Source organism: Paenibacillus sp. FSL R5-0923 (assembly GCF_038009145.1).
GTDB lineage: Bacteria > Bacillota > Bacilli > Paenibacillales > Paenibacillaceae > Paenibacillus_AQ.
This window is the reverse complement of record NZ_JBBPAT010000002.1, coordinates 241,812-257,838: the sequence shown is the minus strand read 5'-3', so window position 1 is coordinate 257,838 and position 16,027 is coordinate 241,812. Positions and strand designations below refer to the sequence as shown.

Here is a 16,027-nt window from a genome sequence, read left to right as displayed (position 1 = left end):
AGTTCTGCGGCATACACTGCCTACTATACTAAATATTCGAGATAAATCGTCTTATCTACCGTGTGCAGGGACACTGAAACGCGGTCACCACTCTTCAGCTCAAGACCACGCGAGGCATCCGCAGCACGTCCGGATCTCTCTACAGTAATACCTTCTCCACTGCGTAACAGCAATCGGTCATTCTTAGCTGGTGTGAAAATAATGCTCTCACTTTCCTTCAGCTCAGGCGCTAATTGCAGCAGCTGATGAAGGGTGAACTTGCCTCTGAATCCAGCAAGTTTCTTATATTGTGGGTAGGTCTTCTCACCCGTATTGCCGTCTTTAACCTCAATTACCAGCTGTCCAACAAAACCACGTGCCGATTTCTTATTCAGCACATACCATGCGGCAGCGGCTGCCAACACCAGAAGAATACCACCAATAATATAATACAAGGTATTGGACGAAGCTTCTTTCAGAGGTTCTTCTTTGCCCGTTCCTGTCGAAGGACTGGTAGTTGCAGCGCCACCTGCCTTCGCGCTGATTTTTACAGGAGCACTTTCACGATAGAAACTGCTTTCCTCTGCACGAACCTTCAGCTCATAGTCATGGCTTTCTTTTACCTCGAAGGTGCCCTTAAAAACATCCCCGGAGTTATCCAGTACGATTTCCTGTACATCACCTGTATCGATATCTGTAGCAAGCAGTACCGCCTTCATATCTTGATACAAATTACTGAGCGTTACCTGAGTACCATTGCTGAACAGGTGAGAGGTAATATCAATTTTATCACCTTTTTTATAGGTTGCTGATGGCAACGCATCGATCTTAAGCTCCAAATCGTAGTTGAAAACTAGATTAATATCAATTTTATCCTTTGGCACACCTTTGACCTGAAGCTTCCAATCTCCTTCTTGCGGTGACAACAGCTTGATCAAGCTATAAGTAGAAGACTTCGACAGCACAACATCCTTGGACGGGATGGCGACAGCATTTCCTGAAGGATCAGTTAGCTTCGCGGTCACAGGCTGTGACGACATAATTGAGATATTGGCTTCCAAAACACTGCCGTTAGGCACGTTGACAGTCACATCCTGATAATCCCCATTTGCAGTGATCGACTGCACAGGTACTACCTTTAGCTTCAGATGACTAGCAAAAATTTCACTAAGTATTTGCGGAAGATCATCTGCGGAGTCCGTCGAAAATGCTTTACCACCTGTCTCAGTGGACAGATCAGCGAGTTTCTGTTTATTCAGCTTGCCGTCTGCGTTAAGACCAATCGTATAAATGGGATAGCCATTCTTTTTAGCGACTTCCACGGATGCATTCAATTCTTTATCCGATTCGCTTTGCGTCCGGCCTGTTGATTTGTTGAAATCGTTATTGCCGTCAGCTAGCATTACGATGATTGGCTCATGTTTCGGATCGCTACCATTCTGGAGCACCTTCACAGCTTCTTCCACACCGACAGCAATGTCGGTATAAGCTCCACGGTCCAGTCCATCAATAAAATCCTTCAAATCCTGTTTATCTGTCTCTGAGTTAATTTCCAGCAGGGCCTTCTCCCGCTGTACCTTGTCGGTATAGGCAACAATACCTACTTTATCACCTTGGGTGGATAGCATATCTATGAACATTTTCATCGCTTCGTTCGCGACTTTGTTCTTGTCACTAGTCTTCATGGAGTTACTGACATCGATAAGAAGCACCGCATCAATGTGAGATTGCGCCGACGTTGCCGCATAGGCCTGAACCGCTGCAAAAGGTGAGGCAGCAAGACATAGCGCCAGCAGTAATGCCGGGAAGATACGTTGAAAAAGTGTCTTAGTTGTTCTGTTACTTTGATATTTACGAAGCATAAATAGGGCTCCTCTTGTGTTATATTAGGCACATATGACAGCTTCAGCACTGTCGCTAAAATCTGTAAATAGTATGCCATTATGATATAATTAAACCTTGTAAACTTCAACTTTAGGACCGCCGGACCAAAGTAGCAATGATGCATAGAGTTATCATTCTATGAGACATCCGGTCTGCAAGGCGTCCATGAGAAAGGACTGTTCCATGATTTCATACGTCATTCTTGGGATTACGTTCCTAATTGTCGTAATTCAGATTTCCATCTATGCTGCACGCCAACGTAAACCACTAACTCGAGATGATATTAACGACCGCCTACTGGCCGCTTTGAACGGAGGCGATAAAGGCCGTGAATAAGAAAAGACCTGTTACCTTTCGCCCTTTCAAGGCTCCTCGTTACGCTTATGACAAGCTTCGTATTTGTCGCCACTGCGGACAATACACCGCTCTCGGTGAAGATCGATGCACCAAATGCGGTAAAGACTCACTTATTACGGTAGAGAAGCAAGCCGCATCCATTGCAGGAAGAAAAATGCATACGCGCCTCCTATTCATCTTACTGCTTACACTAGCCTCCGTCTATTTTGGGAATAGCATAGAACAGATGATGTTATGTGGTGCCGGAGGGATTCTCCTCGCTGGACTATTGTACTATACGCAGCGAAAAGCTCGGCAGAACGAGAATCTTCGTTCTCTTAACGAGCTGCTTGGACGAGGGATTGGCATCATCAAAGAGGGACTGGAGATCAACCGTCAGGAGGCTGTCTCCGTACTCCGTGAGGATGATGTGCTTGCCTACGAGAAGCTACGCGAACTCTCCATCCTGCTTCGTGGTGACCGGATCGCACGGCAACGTATCGCCTTGCTACATGGATTTTTGCTTCGCAAGGATATGGATTTAGAACTGGAGCAGCTTCTTCTTAAGGATTTCGAGCCGCTACTAGCCGAATATATCGGCGAGATCGCTAAGATCCGTCCTGATCTGATCAAAGATCGTACACTGCGATACGTAAAGAACTATGAAGTAGAAATTCGTCATATGAATAATGGTATGACCATCCTTACGGGAGTTGCCGGAGCTGCAGTAAGAATGAAGCGTTATACCCTGCTCTATTCCAATATGATCGGCCGATACGTGCAAGATCTGCCTAAAGACCGCTTTATGCGGTTATCCAAACTCATTGCTGCGAATCCCCATGAACCATGGAATGGCTTGGACCAAAGAGTAGCGGACATTCGTGAAGCCAAATACCGCTGGGACCCGGAAGTTCAATAGACATTCTTATATTTCAAGAAGAAACGGCATTGGCATCTTATTGATGGCAATTGTTCCTCGGTGAAATATAAGGATAAAGAATGATGTGAAACTATGCTTTCTTATATTTTGAAAAAAGAGGCTACTCTATATGACGTTCAAACAATTAATAACCCTGCGAAACTTTATGATCATTTTGTGTATAAGTATGTTTGTGATGCTTGGACAGAAGGTTTTTCTCATCGCCGACAAAATACAAATAACCAAGGAAGCCGACCGTCTCTATGCTGCTGGCGATCTGATAAGTGCAGAGAATCAGTATCGCCTAGCGGCGGCAAACCATTCCATTCTTTATATGGAAGAAAAGGTTGCGAAGCGACTTGATGAGCTGTCACCAATCACGGCCATCCGCCAAGGTTTGAAGGCCTTGGTATCTTCCGCTAAAGCACAAGCTGCGACTAAAGATTTCACCGGATTTATGAAAAGTTATGATACTCTCCTCAGCTTAAAAGCTACATATATGAAGCCCGGTGGTCCTTATGAATCCTATTATCGCCAGTTATCGACCGATTCAGGCATTTCTGACCAGTTCACAACCTACTTCCGAGAATTTAAGGAGCAGTTTCTTACCGAACTTGCTCAGAGCCAAGATGGAAACAAGAGTGAAGAAGACACTTTTAAATGGAATCTGTTGCAGATTCCCGATGCCTATTACGGAAGCGCTGCATCCAAGGAGGAGTTGCTAGCCTCCAAGTTCAAAAGTCATGATACAGCTAAACAAAAAGCCTTAGCAGGCACAGGAAACTTTACAGGCATGCTGGAGAGCACCCTCTCCATGATGAATGCTTACAGCCAGCATAGTTACGAGGCGCCATGGGTACTTGGGCAGGCAGAAAGTAGCGGAAAGATCATCCTGAACAAAGATCTAGAGAGCGATAACATCACCGCCTTTGCTGGGCATGCTGTTGCTTATCGTAATTTTGCAGGATCGGCAGGGATCACCTCATCCAAGGTACTAACCTTAGTAGATACTAGTAAAGCTAAACTACTTAAAAATGCCAAGCGTATGACCAGTAAAGGTCAATATGCTGAAGCTATTCAGCTATACAGTGATCTTGCTCCGTTAGAGGATACTTCTTCAATCATTGCCGCTACAAGATTGGCTTGGAATATTGCCGAGCCTGTGCGCCTTCTCCCGGGCGGTGAAGAGCAAGGCAGATATGGGAACGTCATCTCCAGCAAGGGACTACACGATAAGAAGGTCATTGTGGCTGGAACGGATAGCAATGGTGTCCTCTATTATGCAGCAATGAATAGCGACGAAAGTGTCATAACTTTAACTGGAAATATTTTACCAAATTTCAAGAGTCTGCGCAGTCTAACTTTTAATGACCAGCTTGCTGCCTCTTCAGGTTCTGGTGCACCCATGATTCTGGCTGAATCTGAGGTCGAAGGTGGACGTACCCTTTTTACAGCATATGAAATGAAATCGGATGGTATTTCGCAGTTGTTTTCAGTGTCTGGAGATAGCTACGAACTGCAGTCCGATGATTCCTTACTCGTATCTAACGCGGATCTCGGAGACGGTGTCGTTGGACAGACGGCACGTTATCGTAAAGTAGATGGCAGCTATCAATTTGCTGAGATTGTTCAGGAGTATGCGGTAATTTCAGCTTCCGATGTAGCGCTTCATCCTTTTGAAAAGGTATCTTTTCACTGTGAAATCGTCGCAGATAACTTCGGTAATATGCTGGCTTATTCGAATGGGGTTTATATTTTGCTTCAAGGAGACTTGGGTTCTGTTACAGGTAACGCGTTAGTTAGTGGTCAATATCAGAACGGTTATCAGCTTGTTGGAACGGACATGGGAGAGCAATATGTGCCTGTGTTTGTGGTGGAATCCGTGGGTAGTATGAGTTTTGGACAGTAGAATATATGAGATAACTGCTTAGTCGAATTGTGAGATCGCTCATCGTGACGAATGAGAAACTTTATATATACATGAACCTAGGATCACCATGTCCGCTTAGTTTTTTTGGCCAAGGGGTGTCGGTAGCCCGTCTATACTTGTGGTGTTCTTCTCTTGTCTATATTCTTTCAGACCTGCTTCGCCCTTTTGGATAGACCAACGTTGTAACGTATCTCGCTCACCATCATAACTCATGAATGGGACCGAAAATCCGCAGGAAGTCTGTACCTTATGAACATCAATTAAAATGATCTGTCTAGCTCCAGGCAGAGGTGTAAAAATAGGGTACAGTTCTTCCCATTCTGATGAACCAGGCAGGATTACTGTCCCTGTTCCATACATTCTCAGAATGTTCGGCGGTCCTTCAAACGCACAAAACATAACCGTCACTCTTCCATTTTCCAGCAGATGCGCGCTCGTCTCATTACCACTACCGGTCATATCGAGATAAGCCACTTGATTAGGAGACAAAATCCGCAAGCAATCATGACCCTTAGGTGACAGGTTAACATGCCCTTCTTCAGAAAGCGGCGCTGACCCTACGAAAAAAAGATGCTGCCGAAGAATAAACTCCTGATGTGCAGGTAATATAGCCGTGAATTGTTTTCCCATTTGGTGTTCTCCGTTTCGTTTTGGTTTGTGTGTGATTTGTTGGGTGGGACTGTCATGCTCCATCGAACATATAAACTAAACCAGCTACTTCAGCTACACTTCCTTAGTTCAACTCCATCAAAGCTCATCCACTTCACTCACTCAACAAGTTATTTCATTTACACTTCACTTGCTCCATCTACTTCCAAACGGTTTGGAGCATCATTAGGGTAAATGTAGGGTATTTTTACCCCTCTTTCTTGCTTTTTGGGCTCTTTGCGGCAAATGTAGGGTATTTTTACTCCTCTTTCTTGCTTTTTGGGCTCTTTAGGGTAAATGTAGGGCATTTCTGCCCTTGAAAATTGCTACTTCGGCTAGACGCAGCTAATGTGGGAGATTTTCAACGTTCTGTTGCACCACTTTGGCCTAACACAGCGAATGGTACGAAATTTTTACCGTTTACTGGTTAACGACACATCCGCATTTAAATATGAAGCGTATTTACTCATTCCTTCTATTGATATATATTCGTTTTAATCGTTGAGTAACCCTTCACCCTCACCCAAGGGATTCAGCTCAACCGCGAAAAAAGGAACTGCCTCTCGGCAGCCCCCATATCCCCACGAAACATTTCTTTTAGCTAAAATATCTTTCACCCGATCTACTCAATCGCAATATAAATCTCAACCTGCGTGTTAGCAGGATCAAAATTCCGCGAATCATAAATTTCAAAATCGCCCGTGTAAGTTCTTGCCTCTGTAGATGCCTTAAAATAAGCCCAAATCTCCCCCCACGCTTGCGAGACTACTTCAAATACCGGACCTTTTTTCGTCGTAAAAACCATATACTTGCTCTCCGGAACAGCCGCACTCACAATACCGCTATCCGCTAAATGTCTCTCCCCAGCCACTTCATGCCCAATCACAACGGTATAAGCTCCTGACGCATCACTCTCATAATCTGTATACAAGGCATAGATATACTCAGGCTTAACCGTATCCATCTGCCCCGCAATATTACTCTGAAAATACGTTTCCCACAGCCGCGATAAGCCCCCATCGGGACCCATTTCTACTTCATTTGTCGTACGTATGCTAACCCCAGCCAATGTCATCTTCGGTTTTTGTGCAAAATAAGTATTCATTATTCTCCCTCATTTCCTGTAATTGAGTTCAGTATACACAAAGGAAGTGGACATCTGTCTGTCCAGTTAGAGCAGAATTATCAATTTGGGTTATAAAAGCATCAATGGGGTAATTAATAGTATGGAACTATACTCGAAGGGAATGACTCCAGCATGTCAAAAATTAAATTAGCCGTCATCTACTACAGTGCCACAGGAACTAACTATCAGCTAGCACAATGGGCCGCGGAAAGTGCCGAGAAAGCGGGAGCTGAGGTAAAACTGCTGAAGGTGCAGGAGCTGGTTCCCGAGGATAAAATCGCAGCAAATCCGGCCATGAAGGCCCTGGCTGAGAAGACAAAAGATATCCCCGTTGCAACACCCGATGATATTGTGGAGGCCGATGCGATTATTTTCAGTTCTCCAACCCGTTACGGTAACATTGCTTCTCAAATGAAGCAGTTCATTGATACAACCGGAGGGATTTGGGGCAAAGGACTCACCGTAAACAAAGTCGTCAGCGCCATGAGCTCAGCACAGAATCCACATGGCGGACAGGAAGCAACGATCTTGGCACTCTACACATCGATGTATCACTGGGGAGCGATTGTCGCAGCACCAGGTTACACAGATCCCGTCACATTTGGAGCGGGAGGCAACCCGTACGGAACCAGCGTCAGTGTAGATGGAGACGGTAAAATGATCGAAGAGCAGGATCGGATCCGTGATGCTGTTTTTCATCAAGCGAAGCGCACCGTTGAAGTGGCCGGCTGGGTCCAAGCAGGCAAAAGTAAAAACGCCAATAGTCAGAACTAGACGCCCACCTTCGATCGATATATCAAACACCCCTCGGAGCTACCTACGTAGCATATAAACCGAGGGGTATTATTATTTTTAAAAATTACTCTCCAGGATACTTAAGACCCCACTGCGCACGTATTTGATCCAGCAGTTTCAGAATCGCTAACGATTCATCCAGTGACATAACTGGGCTTTCTGTTAGCCCTGCTTGTAGACAACGTCCTACTTCCTCTGCTTCAAAACAATATCCAATAGAAGCTCGATCATCCACAAAGCTCTCTACCTTCTCATCCCCTATATAAAGCGAAGCAGATTTCGGGTTCACTAACGTCCCTTCAACAATTATACGGCCCTCTGTTCCAAACACATGCGCTTCCTCCAGCGTATTAAGACGAATACCACCGTTCAACGAAGCGGTTTTTCCATTGCCATAATTCAGCAGCATAGAGAAATGCTCGTCCACTCCAGTCTCACCAATATGCACCGTACTGGAGATAGATTCAGGATGAGGTCCAAACACCATCGAGGCAAAAGAAACCGGATAAATCCCAACATCCAGCAGCGCGCCTCCGCCCAGCTTCGGATTCAGCAATCTGCTTTCCGGATTCCAGTCGGTGCGAAATCCTAAGTCTGCCTTCACCAAGCGAACTTCACCGATTCTACCCTCGGCGATCCATTCTCTAACCTTCACAATCGCCGGGATGTAACGACTCCACATGGCCTCCATCAGGAACAGCTTATGATCTCTAGCGTAGGCCACCACTTCTTCCAATTCTCCGCTATTCACGGTAAAAGGCTTCTCACATAGGACAGCTTTGCCTGCACGTAGCGCCAATAATGCATTTTCTTTGTGAAAAGGATGGGGCGTTCCAATATATACCGCGTCTACATTCGGGTCATTTACCAATTCCTCATAAGTAGCATAAGCATGTGGTACTCCATGATCCCTCGCGAATTTATCTGCACTTTCCTGTGAACGCGAACCCACGGCATATGCCACGCCATTGCTGGCGTGAGCTAAATCAGTAACAAACTGATGGGCAATCCAGCCTGTACTGAGAATTCCCCATCTTACCTTGTAAGCGTTATCCATTTTCATATGCATGTTCCTCCTAATCCTTCTGCTAAGTCTCTTTTAATTCTATCAGACCATTCTAATAAATGTATAGGAACTGATGCCAGCAAACACCACCGTCACCACCAAAATAGCAATATTCCAGATCCTGCTCAAAGCCGCTGAATGCTCGTTAGAACTCTGAATAAACGCTTTTTGCAAAAGGAACTGCAGGAATTTCATGATTATAAATCCCAAACATCCAAGCCCGCTTTGCAAAATAACCTCCAGACTAGACTTACTTACAAATCTATCAGCCATGTTCCCATCGTAATGGATCGGGACCCTATCAGGCATTTTGGAATATAGAAATAAATAAATAGCTACAGGAATTAAGGCTACCACACCGCTTAAGATCATCATCAGTTTGGTTTTGGACAACATTAATAACCTCCTTATACGGAACAATAATCTCTAGTTATTCTCCTTCCACTTCAATTAAAAATATCCGTTCCTTAAATCCACCACGACTTTCAGCTTTCTCCGCACGAAGCTCCTCCAGCTCTGCGCTATTACTTCCATGGGTCTCCGCCAGCGCTTGAATTACTTCCAGCATGTCGGCAAGCTCCTCTAGAGCTTCTTCATTACTCACTGCCCGAAAATACTCCTCCGACTCTTCTTTCAATTTTTTACGTAGTTCAGTTATGTATTCTTTGGACTCTAATATTCTTGTTTTAAAGTCTTTACCTTGAGAAGCTATCAGGTTAGGGATTCCATCACGCACTAGCTTTTCATATACGGGCACTTAAGTTCTTCCTTTCTACTTGATGTTCAGACTGCCTTCACACTTGATCTGACCCCACCATTAGCCGTACTACAAAAGGAATATCTGCAGGAGCAAAAGTGAACTGACCGAGTGTAGTTGGAAACACCCACCTATATTCATCGTGATCGACAAGTTCAATTACACCTCCCAGATATCGGGCTTTCCAAGCAAACAGTCTGATCTCGACACTTCCATAGTTGTGCTCGTTCACGCCAAAGCTTTCATAGGGAAGGATTGTTATCCCCATCTCCTCCTGAAGCTCTCTTTGCAGACAATCTGCGATGCTTTCATCCTGCTCTATTTTGCCGCCAGGAAATTCCCACAGACCTGCCTGAGATTTACCTTGCCTGCGCCGAGCAATAAGAATCTGTCCTTCTTCATTATGTATAATCGCTGCCGCCACCTGGATCACAAGGAACACCTCCTTTATTGCTTTTTATTAGACAGATACTTCTATTAAAACATACATTTCATTCCAAACCAAAGAGACTCTCCCAAAAGCTATTAGGCCCGGGAAAGTCTCTTCCGTACAGTTTCTCTATAAATTCACAGCAAAGTCTTCTTTACGGAAAGACTGCTATTTCGTCAATACAAGCTCTAATCGAACCTCAAGATTGTTCTCCGTATCCAGCACAACGGTGTGTGGATTGCTTAAGCCAAAATCAGAAAAAGCCACTGTTGTTGTACCCGACAGCATCAGCTGTCCACCACTGTACGCTGCTTGAGACTGGAAGGTAACGTCCTTTTCTACACCCTTCACTGTAAGCGTTCCTTGCATTTCAACCGGCACAGTGGCTCCTTCAGTCCATTCCGTTGGCAGCTCCGAGAATGATTTAACGAAAAACGTAGATTGTGGGAATTCCGTAACGGCTAGAAAATCTTCCCCTTTTACATGCTCATCTCTTTGACCATTGCCAGAGTCCAGAGCGCTCATATCTACTGACCCTTCTCCAACCATCGAAGTAGAATCTTCTATATTAACTTTCCAGGTACCTTGAACTTTGTTATCCACGAAGTTTACTGTTTCTTTAGAGGTGGTTACTGACCAATATACTTTAGAAGCATCCGTAACCGTCCAATCACCGTTTAATTGGTCGGCTGTGACCGCCATACCTACTGGTGCTCCAGTGTTAGTCGTGCTTTCTCCATTACCGGCTGTTGTGGCTTGCCCTGGAATCACGGACTCGATCTGTACATTATTGCCCAGCGATTTATCCAGCAATGTATAACCTGTGACTACTCCAACGATAATGACTCCGGCAGCGATCAAGGCTATTCTTTTTCTCTTCATCCTGTTCCCTCCAATATTCAAAATATTCTGTATATTTTCAAGCTCGTCCCTCATTCTAACAAAGCAATAAGTCGGGAAGAAGTCAGAGCAGAGCGAGCTATGATGTGTTAAACTTGTCGTAATTTTATAGATTGGAGGACCACCACATGATGAGATCCATTCTAATTGTTGAAGATGAGGAAGCTATCTCCAGGGTCCTCAGTGCCTATCTGAAAAAAGCAGGCTTCCATGTCACCCGTGTAGCCGACGGACGTGCTGCGCTGGAGTCTTTTGCTATAACACCTCCCTCATTAGTATTACTCGACATCATGCTGCCAAACATGGACGGCTTTGAACTGCTAAAGCTGATCCGTGAAAAAAGCAGCTGTCCCGTGATCATGCTCACCGCAAGGGACGGGATCAATGACCGACTAGCCGGTCTCGACGGTGGTGCGGATGATTATATGTCTAAGCCCTTTATTCCTGAGGAAGTGGTGGCACGCGTGAATGCTGTGTTACGCCGTCCTTCGCAGTGGTCCGATGGCAGCCGCAAACGGCATTATGGCAGTTTGTTTATCGACTTTACTGCACGAGCTGTCTTTTTAAACGGGGTTGAGCTGAGTCTTAGTCCACGTGATATGTCGGTCATGTTATTTCTGGCTGAAAGACCTAATCAAATATGTACTCGCGAGCAATTAATAGAACATGTCTGGGAGATGGATTACGAAGGAAGTGACCGAGCCGTGGACTTGTCTATCAAAAGACTTCGCCAAGCGCTGTCGCATTGGCCAGTAGATGAGGGGGAAATCCGTACCCTGAGAGGGACAGGATATCAATTATGGACAACCTAAAGAAAAGCAGCCCCAAACGTACTTCGATTCTCTCCTATTGGACGATTCGTTACCTGCTCATCATTAGTGTTGGCCTCCTGCTAACTGCACTAACGACGTTCTGGTGGATCCAACAAGAAGCTATGAGTAACCGGATGCAGACTACTGGATTATTAGCACAGGAGATTGCCGACCGGAGCGTAAATCGTGAGGGTTCAATAGAGATCAGCCAAAATCTTGGAATGCTCATTGAAGACCGAAAACGATTCTTCAAGTTAACCGTAGAAATGTGTGTAATCATTACGGATCAGCAAGATCAGATGCTGTTCTCTATGCCACCACTAACTGAAGATGAGATGAGGCATAAACTTAATGATAGCCTTAACGACTCTCGCAGTCCGGAGTTCAAAGCTGCAGTAGCGTCCATACAATCGGATGGCAAAACGCTTGGACAGGTGATTGTCCTTCAATCCAAGAAATCGCTGAGGCATATCCCTCAGGAGGAGATCATTTTTTTCTCCATCCTGTTGCTATTTCTAATCATATTAAGTTGGCTAACCATTTACCTCTTGTCTCGTAAACTGGCAAAACCGATCCAGAAAGTAGCCAAAGCAGCCGCTCAAATCAGTCATGGCCGTTATGATATCGTTCTGGATAAGGACGCCAAAGAACGAGAAATCCATGAACTGATGTTGTCTTTTGAAGAGATGGCAGGCAAGTTACAACAATTTGAGCAGTCCCGTGCGGTTATGTTAGCCGGTGTATCCCATGAACTAAAGACACCAGTAACCTCTATTAAAGGCCTAATCCATGCCGTTCGTGAAGGGGTTGTCGAAGACGATGAAGCTGTGGAATTTCTAGATATTGCTTTGCAGGAAGCTGGACGATTGCAACGGATGGTTGCCGATCTTCTGGATTACAACGCACTGACTGCAGGAATCGTCTCTGTCCGTCACGATCGACTGGATGCCGTGCCACTGTTATCTGAAATCGTGTATCAATGGAAGCTGACACAAGCGGATGAAGTTGCAGAGCCTATGCTCCATATGCCAAGAACTCCCTTATTTTTGTGTGGGGACCCGCTACGTATCCAACAAATCATCGTCAATTTACTTAATAACAGTGTACAAGCCAAAGCCCCAGACCGAATGGTGCAGCTTACAGTAGAGCTGCTTGAACAGCAAGGTCATGGCATGGCGGAGATTCGTGTTCAGGATAATGGGCTGGGCATCTCATCAAATCATAGTGAGCATGTCTTCGAGGCTTTTTTCCGAGGTAGCGACAAACAGAGCACACTACGGGGTCTGGGACTCGGTCTCACCTTCAGCCGTCTTTTAGCCGAATCTATGAACGGAAGCCTTGTGCTTGAGAAGCACTCCCAGGAAGGCTGTACCTTCGTGCTGTCTCTGCCGCTTGATCACTAAAAAATAGTCTACGGGCCATCGTCATGGTATAATCATGTGCACAATCACACCGAAAACCGGAGGCTGTATATGCTTACTTTTGAACAAAAATTAGCGATTCTCGACTCTTACCCCCAACTGGAACGTAAAAACGTATCCCTTGGGCGCGTGAACTATCACTACGAGGAAAGCCAGCATGATAAGAAAACCGTTGCTTACCATCTGCATCCTAATGGGAATGGTTATGTGTTCGCAGGCTTATTGCGGGGCTATGAGGCAGATGATAAGGGCTTTGTGAACATTCGCGACTACTCGGAATCCGAGCTGCGGAGTCTGTTGGATGCCTCCATCACCTCACTTTCTATTTACATTCCAGACGCCCCTGTAGCCAGCAAAAGAAAGAAAAAGACTGCGGCAGCCGCCGACTCACTCTGGACTAATGATGAGGGCCATACACTGACTCTAAAACTTGAGGATGATTTATGGTATGTCTATGCCGACCTTAATCTAGAAATGGCCTTTGAGACCCTTGAGGAAGCTAAAGAATATTTAGCAGAAGAGGGATTTACAGCACAGGAGTAAGCAGGGGTAATAATAACTCCTATCAGAAAAAAATAAAAAGAGGTGTCCTAACAGCCATTTATTTTGGCCATTTGGACACCTTTTTTCAGTTGCGCGCTTGCAAGCTCTACCCAAAACTTCGCTAATAAAAAACATTAATATCCCCTCTAACTACCGAGACCATCATTCAATAATTTGTAGTATAAAAAGAATACTACCACTAAAACCCAAATTATGGTTAGATGAAGGGGAAGCTATATCCTAAAGGGAAAGAAGCGTGAACGCACATGAGTTTTGAAATCGTAGAAGCCACTATACCGGAGATCCAAGCTGCATTAGAAGCCGGAGAACTTACGTCAAAACAACTAGTTCTCATGTATTATGAACGCATAGCTGATCATGACAAAAATGGCCTGACGATTAACTCTGTGCTGGAGATCAATCCTGATGCATTATTTATCGCAGAATCTCTAGATGTTGAACGTACGATCAAAGGCTCCCGGGGACCCCTGCACGGCATACCTGTGTTATTGAAGGATAACATCAATACCGGGGATAAAATGCATACTAGCGCGGGCTCGCTGGCTTTGGCGAATTCTTTTGCCGGGGAAGATGCGTTTATAGTTACCAAACTGCGTGAAGCCGGAGCAATCATTATGGGTAAAGCCAATATGACCGAATTCGCCAATTTTATGACAACCGGCATGCCCTCCGGATACAGCTCCCGCGGCGGGCAGGTCCTTAACCCCTACAATATATCTACACCAACAGGTGGCTCCAGTGCTGGTTCCGCGGTAGCTGTCGCTTGTAACTTTTGTACAGTCTCTGTCGGCACAGAAACCTCGGGATCGATCCTTAACCCTGGCAACTTGGGCTCCATTATTGGCATTAAGCCAACCGTTGGACTGCTCAGCCGTTCGGGAATCCTTCCGCTATCCAATACACAAGATACTGCTGGCCCTATGGCCAGAACCGTTCGTGATGCCGTTCTGCTGCTAAACGCTATGCTCGGCAATGATACTCAAGATGCAGCAATGGGAACGAATATAGGTAGAATCCACAAGGATTACACTGTATTCCTAGACCAGAATGGCTTGCAAGGCGCCCGAATAGGTATCCCGCGTGATTATTATTTCGAGGAGCTGACAGAAGAACAACTTGCACTGTTCAATGCTTCTGTAGATAGAATGAAAGAGCTTGGAGCTACTATTATTGATCCTGCGGATATTAAGACCGCCCGGGAAATTAGTTATTCTTCTGTGGTATTGAATGAATTCAAAACAGCTTTGAACGCTTATTTATCTCGTTTGGGCCCTGGTGCACCGATGCGAACGTTGAAGGATATTATTGATTTTAATCATGCACATCCTGTGGAGACTTTGAGATATGGTCAAGCTACGTTAATAGATGCGGAATATACCTCTTCCGGCACACAAACCGAACCAAAGTATTTGCTGCACCGTGCGACTGACCTAAAACTATGTAAGGAAGAAGGCATCGACGCCACCATGAAGGAGCACAATCTGGATGCCCTGCTGTTCCCCGCCGATTTCGGCGCCAGAATTACCTCCAGAGCAGGATATCCGTCCATCGTTGTGCCTTCCGGTTATACATCAGCCGGCGCCCCCTTCGGTGTAACTTTCTCAGCGAAAGCTTATCAGGAGCCTACACTCATCAAGCTCGCCTATGCATATGAACAAAACTACAAGGTGCGAAAAGCACCATCACTAAAGAGTTTTATCTGATCACTTCTTATATCAAAAAGCCCGTAAACGGTGATGGTCTCATTCACTGTTTACGGGCTTTTACTTTTCCGAAATTTACATATATTTACTCATAGTCACGTTGATTCTCTTCATCGGCAATATTCTGAATTTCATCAGAGTGAATTAGAAACAACTCATACTCTCCTTCAGCATGCAGCTTCAGCGCCCGCTCTTTAAAAAACTTCGGACTCCCCTCCGCCGCATCCTCATCATAAAAGAGCAATATTCCGTCACTTTTGCGGAACAACAAATCGTCTCTAGCCCGAAACTGCCAGCTACCGTCATAAGGAGCATTACTGACCGCCCCGAAGAAATCCGCACCCGCAATAATACGCCGATACTCGTTCTGCTTTTCTTCTTTCCATTTCTCTTCCTGACCAGTATGCGCTGTAATGATCCCAAGCTTCAAGTCCGGATATTGCAGCTTAAGTTCGCTCACCACTTCGCATGCCCACAGATCCACACCATACTGGCCGGGCGTAATCACCCATTCCACGCCTTCTTCAATCAAAGGTTTTAATCGGTTAGCTAGTGCCTTTTTGATATAAGGAATCCCTAGATGCTTATTGTCAAAAATACCGAGCTCGTGCGCACGATACCCTGTTACTAGTAAAGTCTTCATGTGCTGCCTCTTTCCTGAACGTTAGCTTATCCTTTAAGTCCACATATTTGTTCATTATATAACATTTGCATATTTCATTTCTTTAGGCAAACTCTCAGCGGAAATTAAGCAAAC

General features: G+C 45.2%; 17 protein-coding genes. 8 read left to right on the top strand and 9 right to left on the bottom strand.

Features of this window, described 5'->3' with window-relative positions:
- Positions 1-23: 23 nt before the first annotated feature.
- Complete coding sequence (locus tag MKX35_RS26195; protein ID WP_076283862.1) at positions 24-1,841, bottom strand: vWA domain-containing protein; 1,818 nt, start codon at positions 1,839-1,841, stop codon at positions 24-26.
- Positions 1,842-2,046: 205 nt separating this feature from the next.
- Between MKX35_RS26195 and MKX35_RS26190 the strand changes: the two genes are divergently transcribed.
- The 3 genes from MKX35_RS26190 (at position 2,047) to MKX35_RS26180 (ending at position 5,027) form a co-directional block, all read left to right on the top strand.
- Positions 2,047-2,199 (top strand): hypothetical protein, encoded by a 153-nt coding sequence (locus tag MKX35_RS26190; protein ID WP_179086680.1) that lies wholly within the window; start codon positions 2,047-2,049, stop codon positions 2,197-2,199.
- On the top strand, positions 2,192-3,118 hold the full coding sequence (locus MKX35_RS26185) for a hypothetical protein (RefSeq protein WP_076299115.1): 927 nt from the start codon (positions 2,192-2,194) through the stop codon (positions 3,116-3,118). Before MKX35_RS26190 ends, MKX35_RS26185 begins: the two co-directional genes overlap by 8 nt.
- A 130-nt stretch (positions 3,119-3,248) precedes the next feature.
- A complete protein-coding gene (locus MKX35_RS26180) occupies positions 3,249-5,027 on the top strand; it encodes a hypothetical protein (RefSeq protein ID WP_076299114.1) in 1,779 nt (592 codons plus the stop codon).
- Positions 5,028-5,123: 96 nt separating this feature from the next.
- Here the strand turns inward: MKX35_RS26180 and MKX35_RS26175 are convergent, their stop codons facing one another.
- Positions 5,124-5,678 (bottom strand): pyridoxamine 5'-phosphate oxidase family protein, encoded by a 555-nt coding sequence (locus tag MKX35_RS26175; protein WP_076283859.1) that lies wholly within the window; start codon positions 5,676-5,678, stop codon positions 5,124-5,126.
- A 640-nt stretch (positions 5,679-6,318) separates the two neighbouring features.
- Positions 6,319-6,801, bottom strand: a complete 483-nt coding sequence (locus MKX35_RS26170) for a GyrI-like domain-containing protein (protein ID WP_076299113.1) — start codon at positions 6,799-6,801, stop codon at positions 6,319-6,321.
- Positions 6,802-6,954: 153 nt separating this feature from the next.
- On the opposite strand from MKX35_RS26170, the gene wrbA reads away from it, so the two are divergent.
- Positions 6,955-7,596: an NAD(P)H:quinone oxidoreductase type IV gene (wrbA, locus tag MKX35_RS26165; protein ID WP_076299112.1), complete on the top strand. Its 642-nt coding sequence runs from the start codon at positions 6,955-6,957 to the stop codon at positions 7,594-7,596.
- A gap of 85 nt (positions 7,597-7,681) precedes the next feature.
- On the opposite strand, the gene MKX35_RS26160 is transcribed toward wrbA, so the two are convergent.
- The 5 genes from MKX35_RS26160 to MKX35_RS26140 all read right to left on the bottom strand — a co-directional run bounded on the left by MKX35_RS26160 (position 7,682) and on the right by MKX35_RS26140 (position 10,752).
- A complete protein-coding gene (locus MKX35_RS26160; RefSeq protein ID WP_371916545.1) occupies positions 7,682-8,680 on the bottom strand; it encodes a Gfo/Idh/MocA family protein in 999 nt (332 codons plus the stop codon).
- Between the two features lie 45 nt (positions 8,681-8,725).
- The gene (locus MKX35_RS26155; protein WP_076283856.1) at positions 8,726-9,079 is read right to left on the bottom strand and encodes a DUF1648 domain-containing protein; all 354 of its coding nucleotides are present in this window, start codon (positions 9,077-9,079) and stop codon (positions 8,726-8,728) included.
- A gap of 34 nt (positions 9,080-9,113) precedes the next feature.
- Complete coding sequence (locus MKX35_RS26150) at positions 9,114-9,440, bottom strand: nucleoside triphosphate pyrophosphohydrolase (RefSeq protein WP_076299111.1); 327 nt, start codon at positions 9,438-9,440, stop codon at positions 9,114-9,116.
- Positions 9,441-9,477: 37 nt separating this feature from the next.
- Positions 9,478-9,873, bottom strand: a complete 396-nt coding sequence (gene mutT, locus MKX35_RS26145; protein WP_076283854.1) for an 8-oxo-dGTP diphosphatase MutT — start codon at positions 9,871-9,873, stop codon at positions 9,478-9,480.
- Between the two features lie 165 nt (positions 9,874-10,038).
- A complete protein-coding gene (locus MKX35_RS26140) occupies positions 10,039-10,752 on the bottom strand; it encodes a YceI family protein (protein WP_076299110.1) in 714 nt (237 codons plus the stop codon).
- Between the two features lie 149 nt (positions 10,753-10,901).
- Here MKX35_RS26140 and MKX35_RS26135 point away from each other — a divergent pair, with 149 nt between their 5' ends.
- The 4 genes from MKX35_RS26135 (at position 10,902) to MKX35_RS26120 (ending at position 15,270) form a co-directional block, all read left to right on the top strand.
- A complete protein-coding gene (locus MKX35_RS26135; RefSeq protein ID WP_042193322.1) occupies positions 10,902-11,582 on the top strand; it encodes a response regulator transcription factor in 681 nt (226 codons plus the stop codon).
- The gene (locus tag MKX35_RS26130) at positions 11,570-12,985 is read left to right on the top strand and encodes a HAMP domain-containing sensor histidine kinase (RefSeq protein WP_076283852.1); all 1,416 of its coding nucleotides are present in this window, start codon (positions 11,570-11,572) and stop codon (positions 12,983-12,985) included. Before MKX35_RS26135 ends, MKX35_RS26130 begins: the two co-directional genes overlap by 13 nt.
- A gap of 69 nt (positions 12,986-13,054) precedes the next feature.
- The gene (locus tag MKX35_RS26125; RefSeq protein ID WP_076299109.1) at positions 13,055-13,546 is read left to right on the top strand and encodes a hypothetical protein; all 492 of its coding nucleotides are present in this window, start codon (positions 13,055-13,057) and stop codon (positions 13,544-13,546) included.
- Positions 13,547-13,812: 266 nt separating this feature from the next.
- On the top strand, positions 13,813-15,270 hold the full coding sequence (locus MKX35_RS26120) for an amidase family protein (protein ID WP_076299108.1): 1,458 nt from the start codon (positions 13,813-13,815) through the stop codon (positions 15,268-15,270).
- Positions 15,271-15,355: 85 nt separating this feature from the next.
- Here MKX35_RS26120 and MKX35_RS26115 read toward each other — a convergent pair whose 3' ends face one another.
- Positions 15,356-15,913, bottom strand: coding sequence for a DUF1273 domain-containing protein (locus MKX35_RS26115; protein WP_042185074.1), 558 nt, complete (start codon positions 15,911-15,913; stop codon positions 15,356-15,358).
- Positions 15,914-16,027 lie beyond the last annotated feature (114 nt).

What these genes read in the sequence shown, in the direction of transcription:
- MKX35_RS26195 (WP_076283862.1), bottom strand. Translation starts at nt 1,841, where the DNA reads ATGCTTCGTAAATATCAAAGTAACAGAACAACTAAGACACTTTTTCAA.
- MKX35_RS26190 (WP_179086680.1), top strand. Translation starts at nt 2,047, where the DNA reads ATGATTTCATACGTCATTCTTGGGATTACGTTCCTAATTGTCGTAATT.
- MKX35_RS26180 (WP_076299114.1), top strand. Translation starts at nt 3,249, where the DNA reads ATGACGTTCAAACAATTAATAACCCTGCGAAACTTTATGATCATTTTG.
- MKX35_RS26175 (WP_076283859.1), bottom strand. Translation starts at nt 5,678, where the DNA reads ATGGGAAAACAATTCACGGCTATATTACCTGCACATCAGGAGTTTATT.
- MKX35_RS26170 (WP_076299113.1), bottom strand. Translation starts at nt 6,801, where the DNA reads ATGAATACTTATTTTGCACAAAAACCGAAGATGACATTGGCTGGGGTT.
- wrbA (WP_076299112.1), top strand. Translation starts at nt 6,955, where the DNA reads ATGTCAAAAATTAAATTAGCCGTCATCTACTACAGTGCCACAGGAACT.
- MKX35_RS26160 (WP_371916545.1), bottom strand. Translation starts at nt 8,680, where the DNA reads ATGAAAATGGATAACGCTTACAAGGTAAGATGGGGAATTCTCAGTACA.
- MKX35_RS26155 (WP_076283856.1), bottom strand. Translation starts at nt 9,079, where the DNA reads ATGTTGTCCAAAACCAAACTGATGATGATCTTAAGCGGTGTGGTAGCC.
- MKX35_RS26140 (WP_076299110.1), bottom strand. Translation starts at nt 10,752, where the DNA reads ATGAAGAGAAAAAGAATAGCCTTGATCGCTGCCGGAGTCATTATCGTT.
- MKX35_RS26135 (WP_042193322.1), top strand. Translation starts at nt 10,902, where the DNA reads ATGAGATCCATTCTAATTGTTGAAGATGAGGAAGCTATCTCCAGGGTC.
- MKX35_RS26130 (WP_076283852.1), top strand. Translation starts at nt 11,570, where the DNA reads ATGGACAACCTAAAGAAAAGCAGCCCCAAACGTACTTCGATTCTCTCC.
- MKX35_RS26125 (WP_076299109.1), top strand. Translation starts at nt 13,055, where the DNA reads ATGCTTACTTTTGAACAAAAATTAGCGATTCTCGACTCTTACCCCCAA.
- MKX35_RS26120 (WP_076299108.1), top strand. Translation starts at nt 13,813, where the DNA reads ATGAGTTTTGAAATCGTAGAAGCCACTATACCGGAGATCCAAGCTGCA.
- MKX35_RS26115 (WP_042185074.1), bottom strand. Translation starts at nt 15,913, where the DNA reads ATGAAGACTTTACTAGTAACAGGGTATCGTGCGCACGAGCTCGGTATT.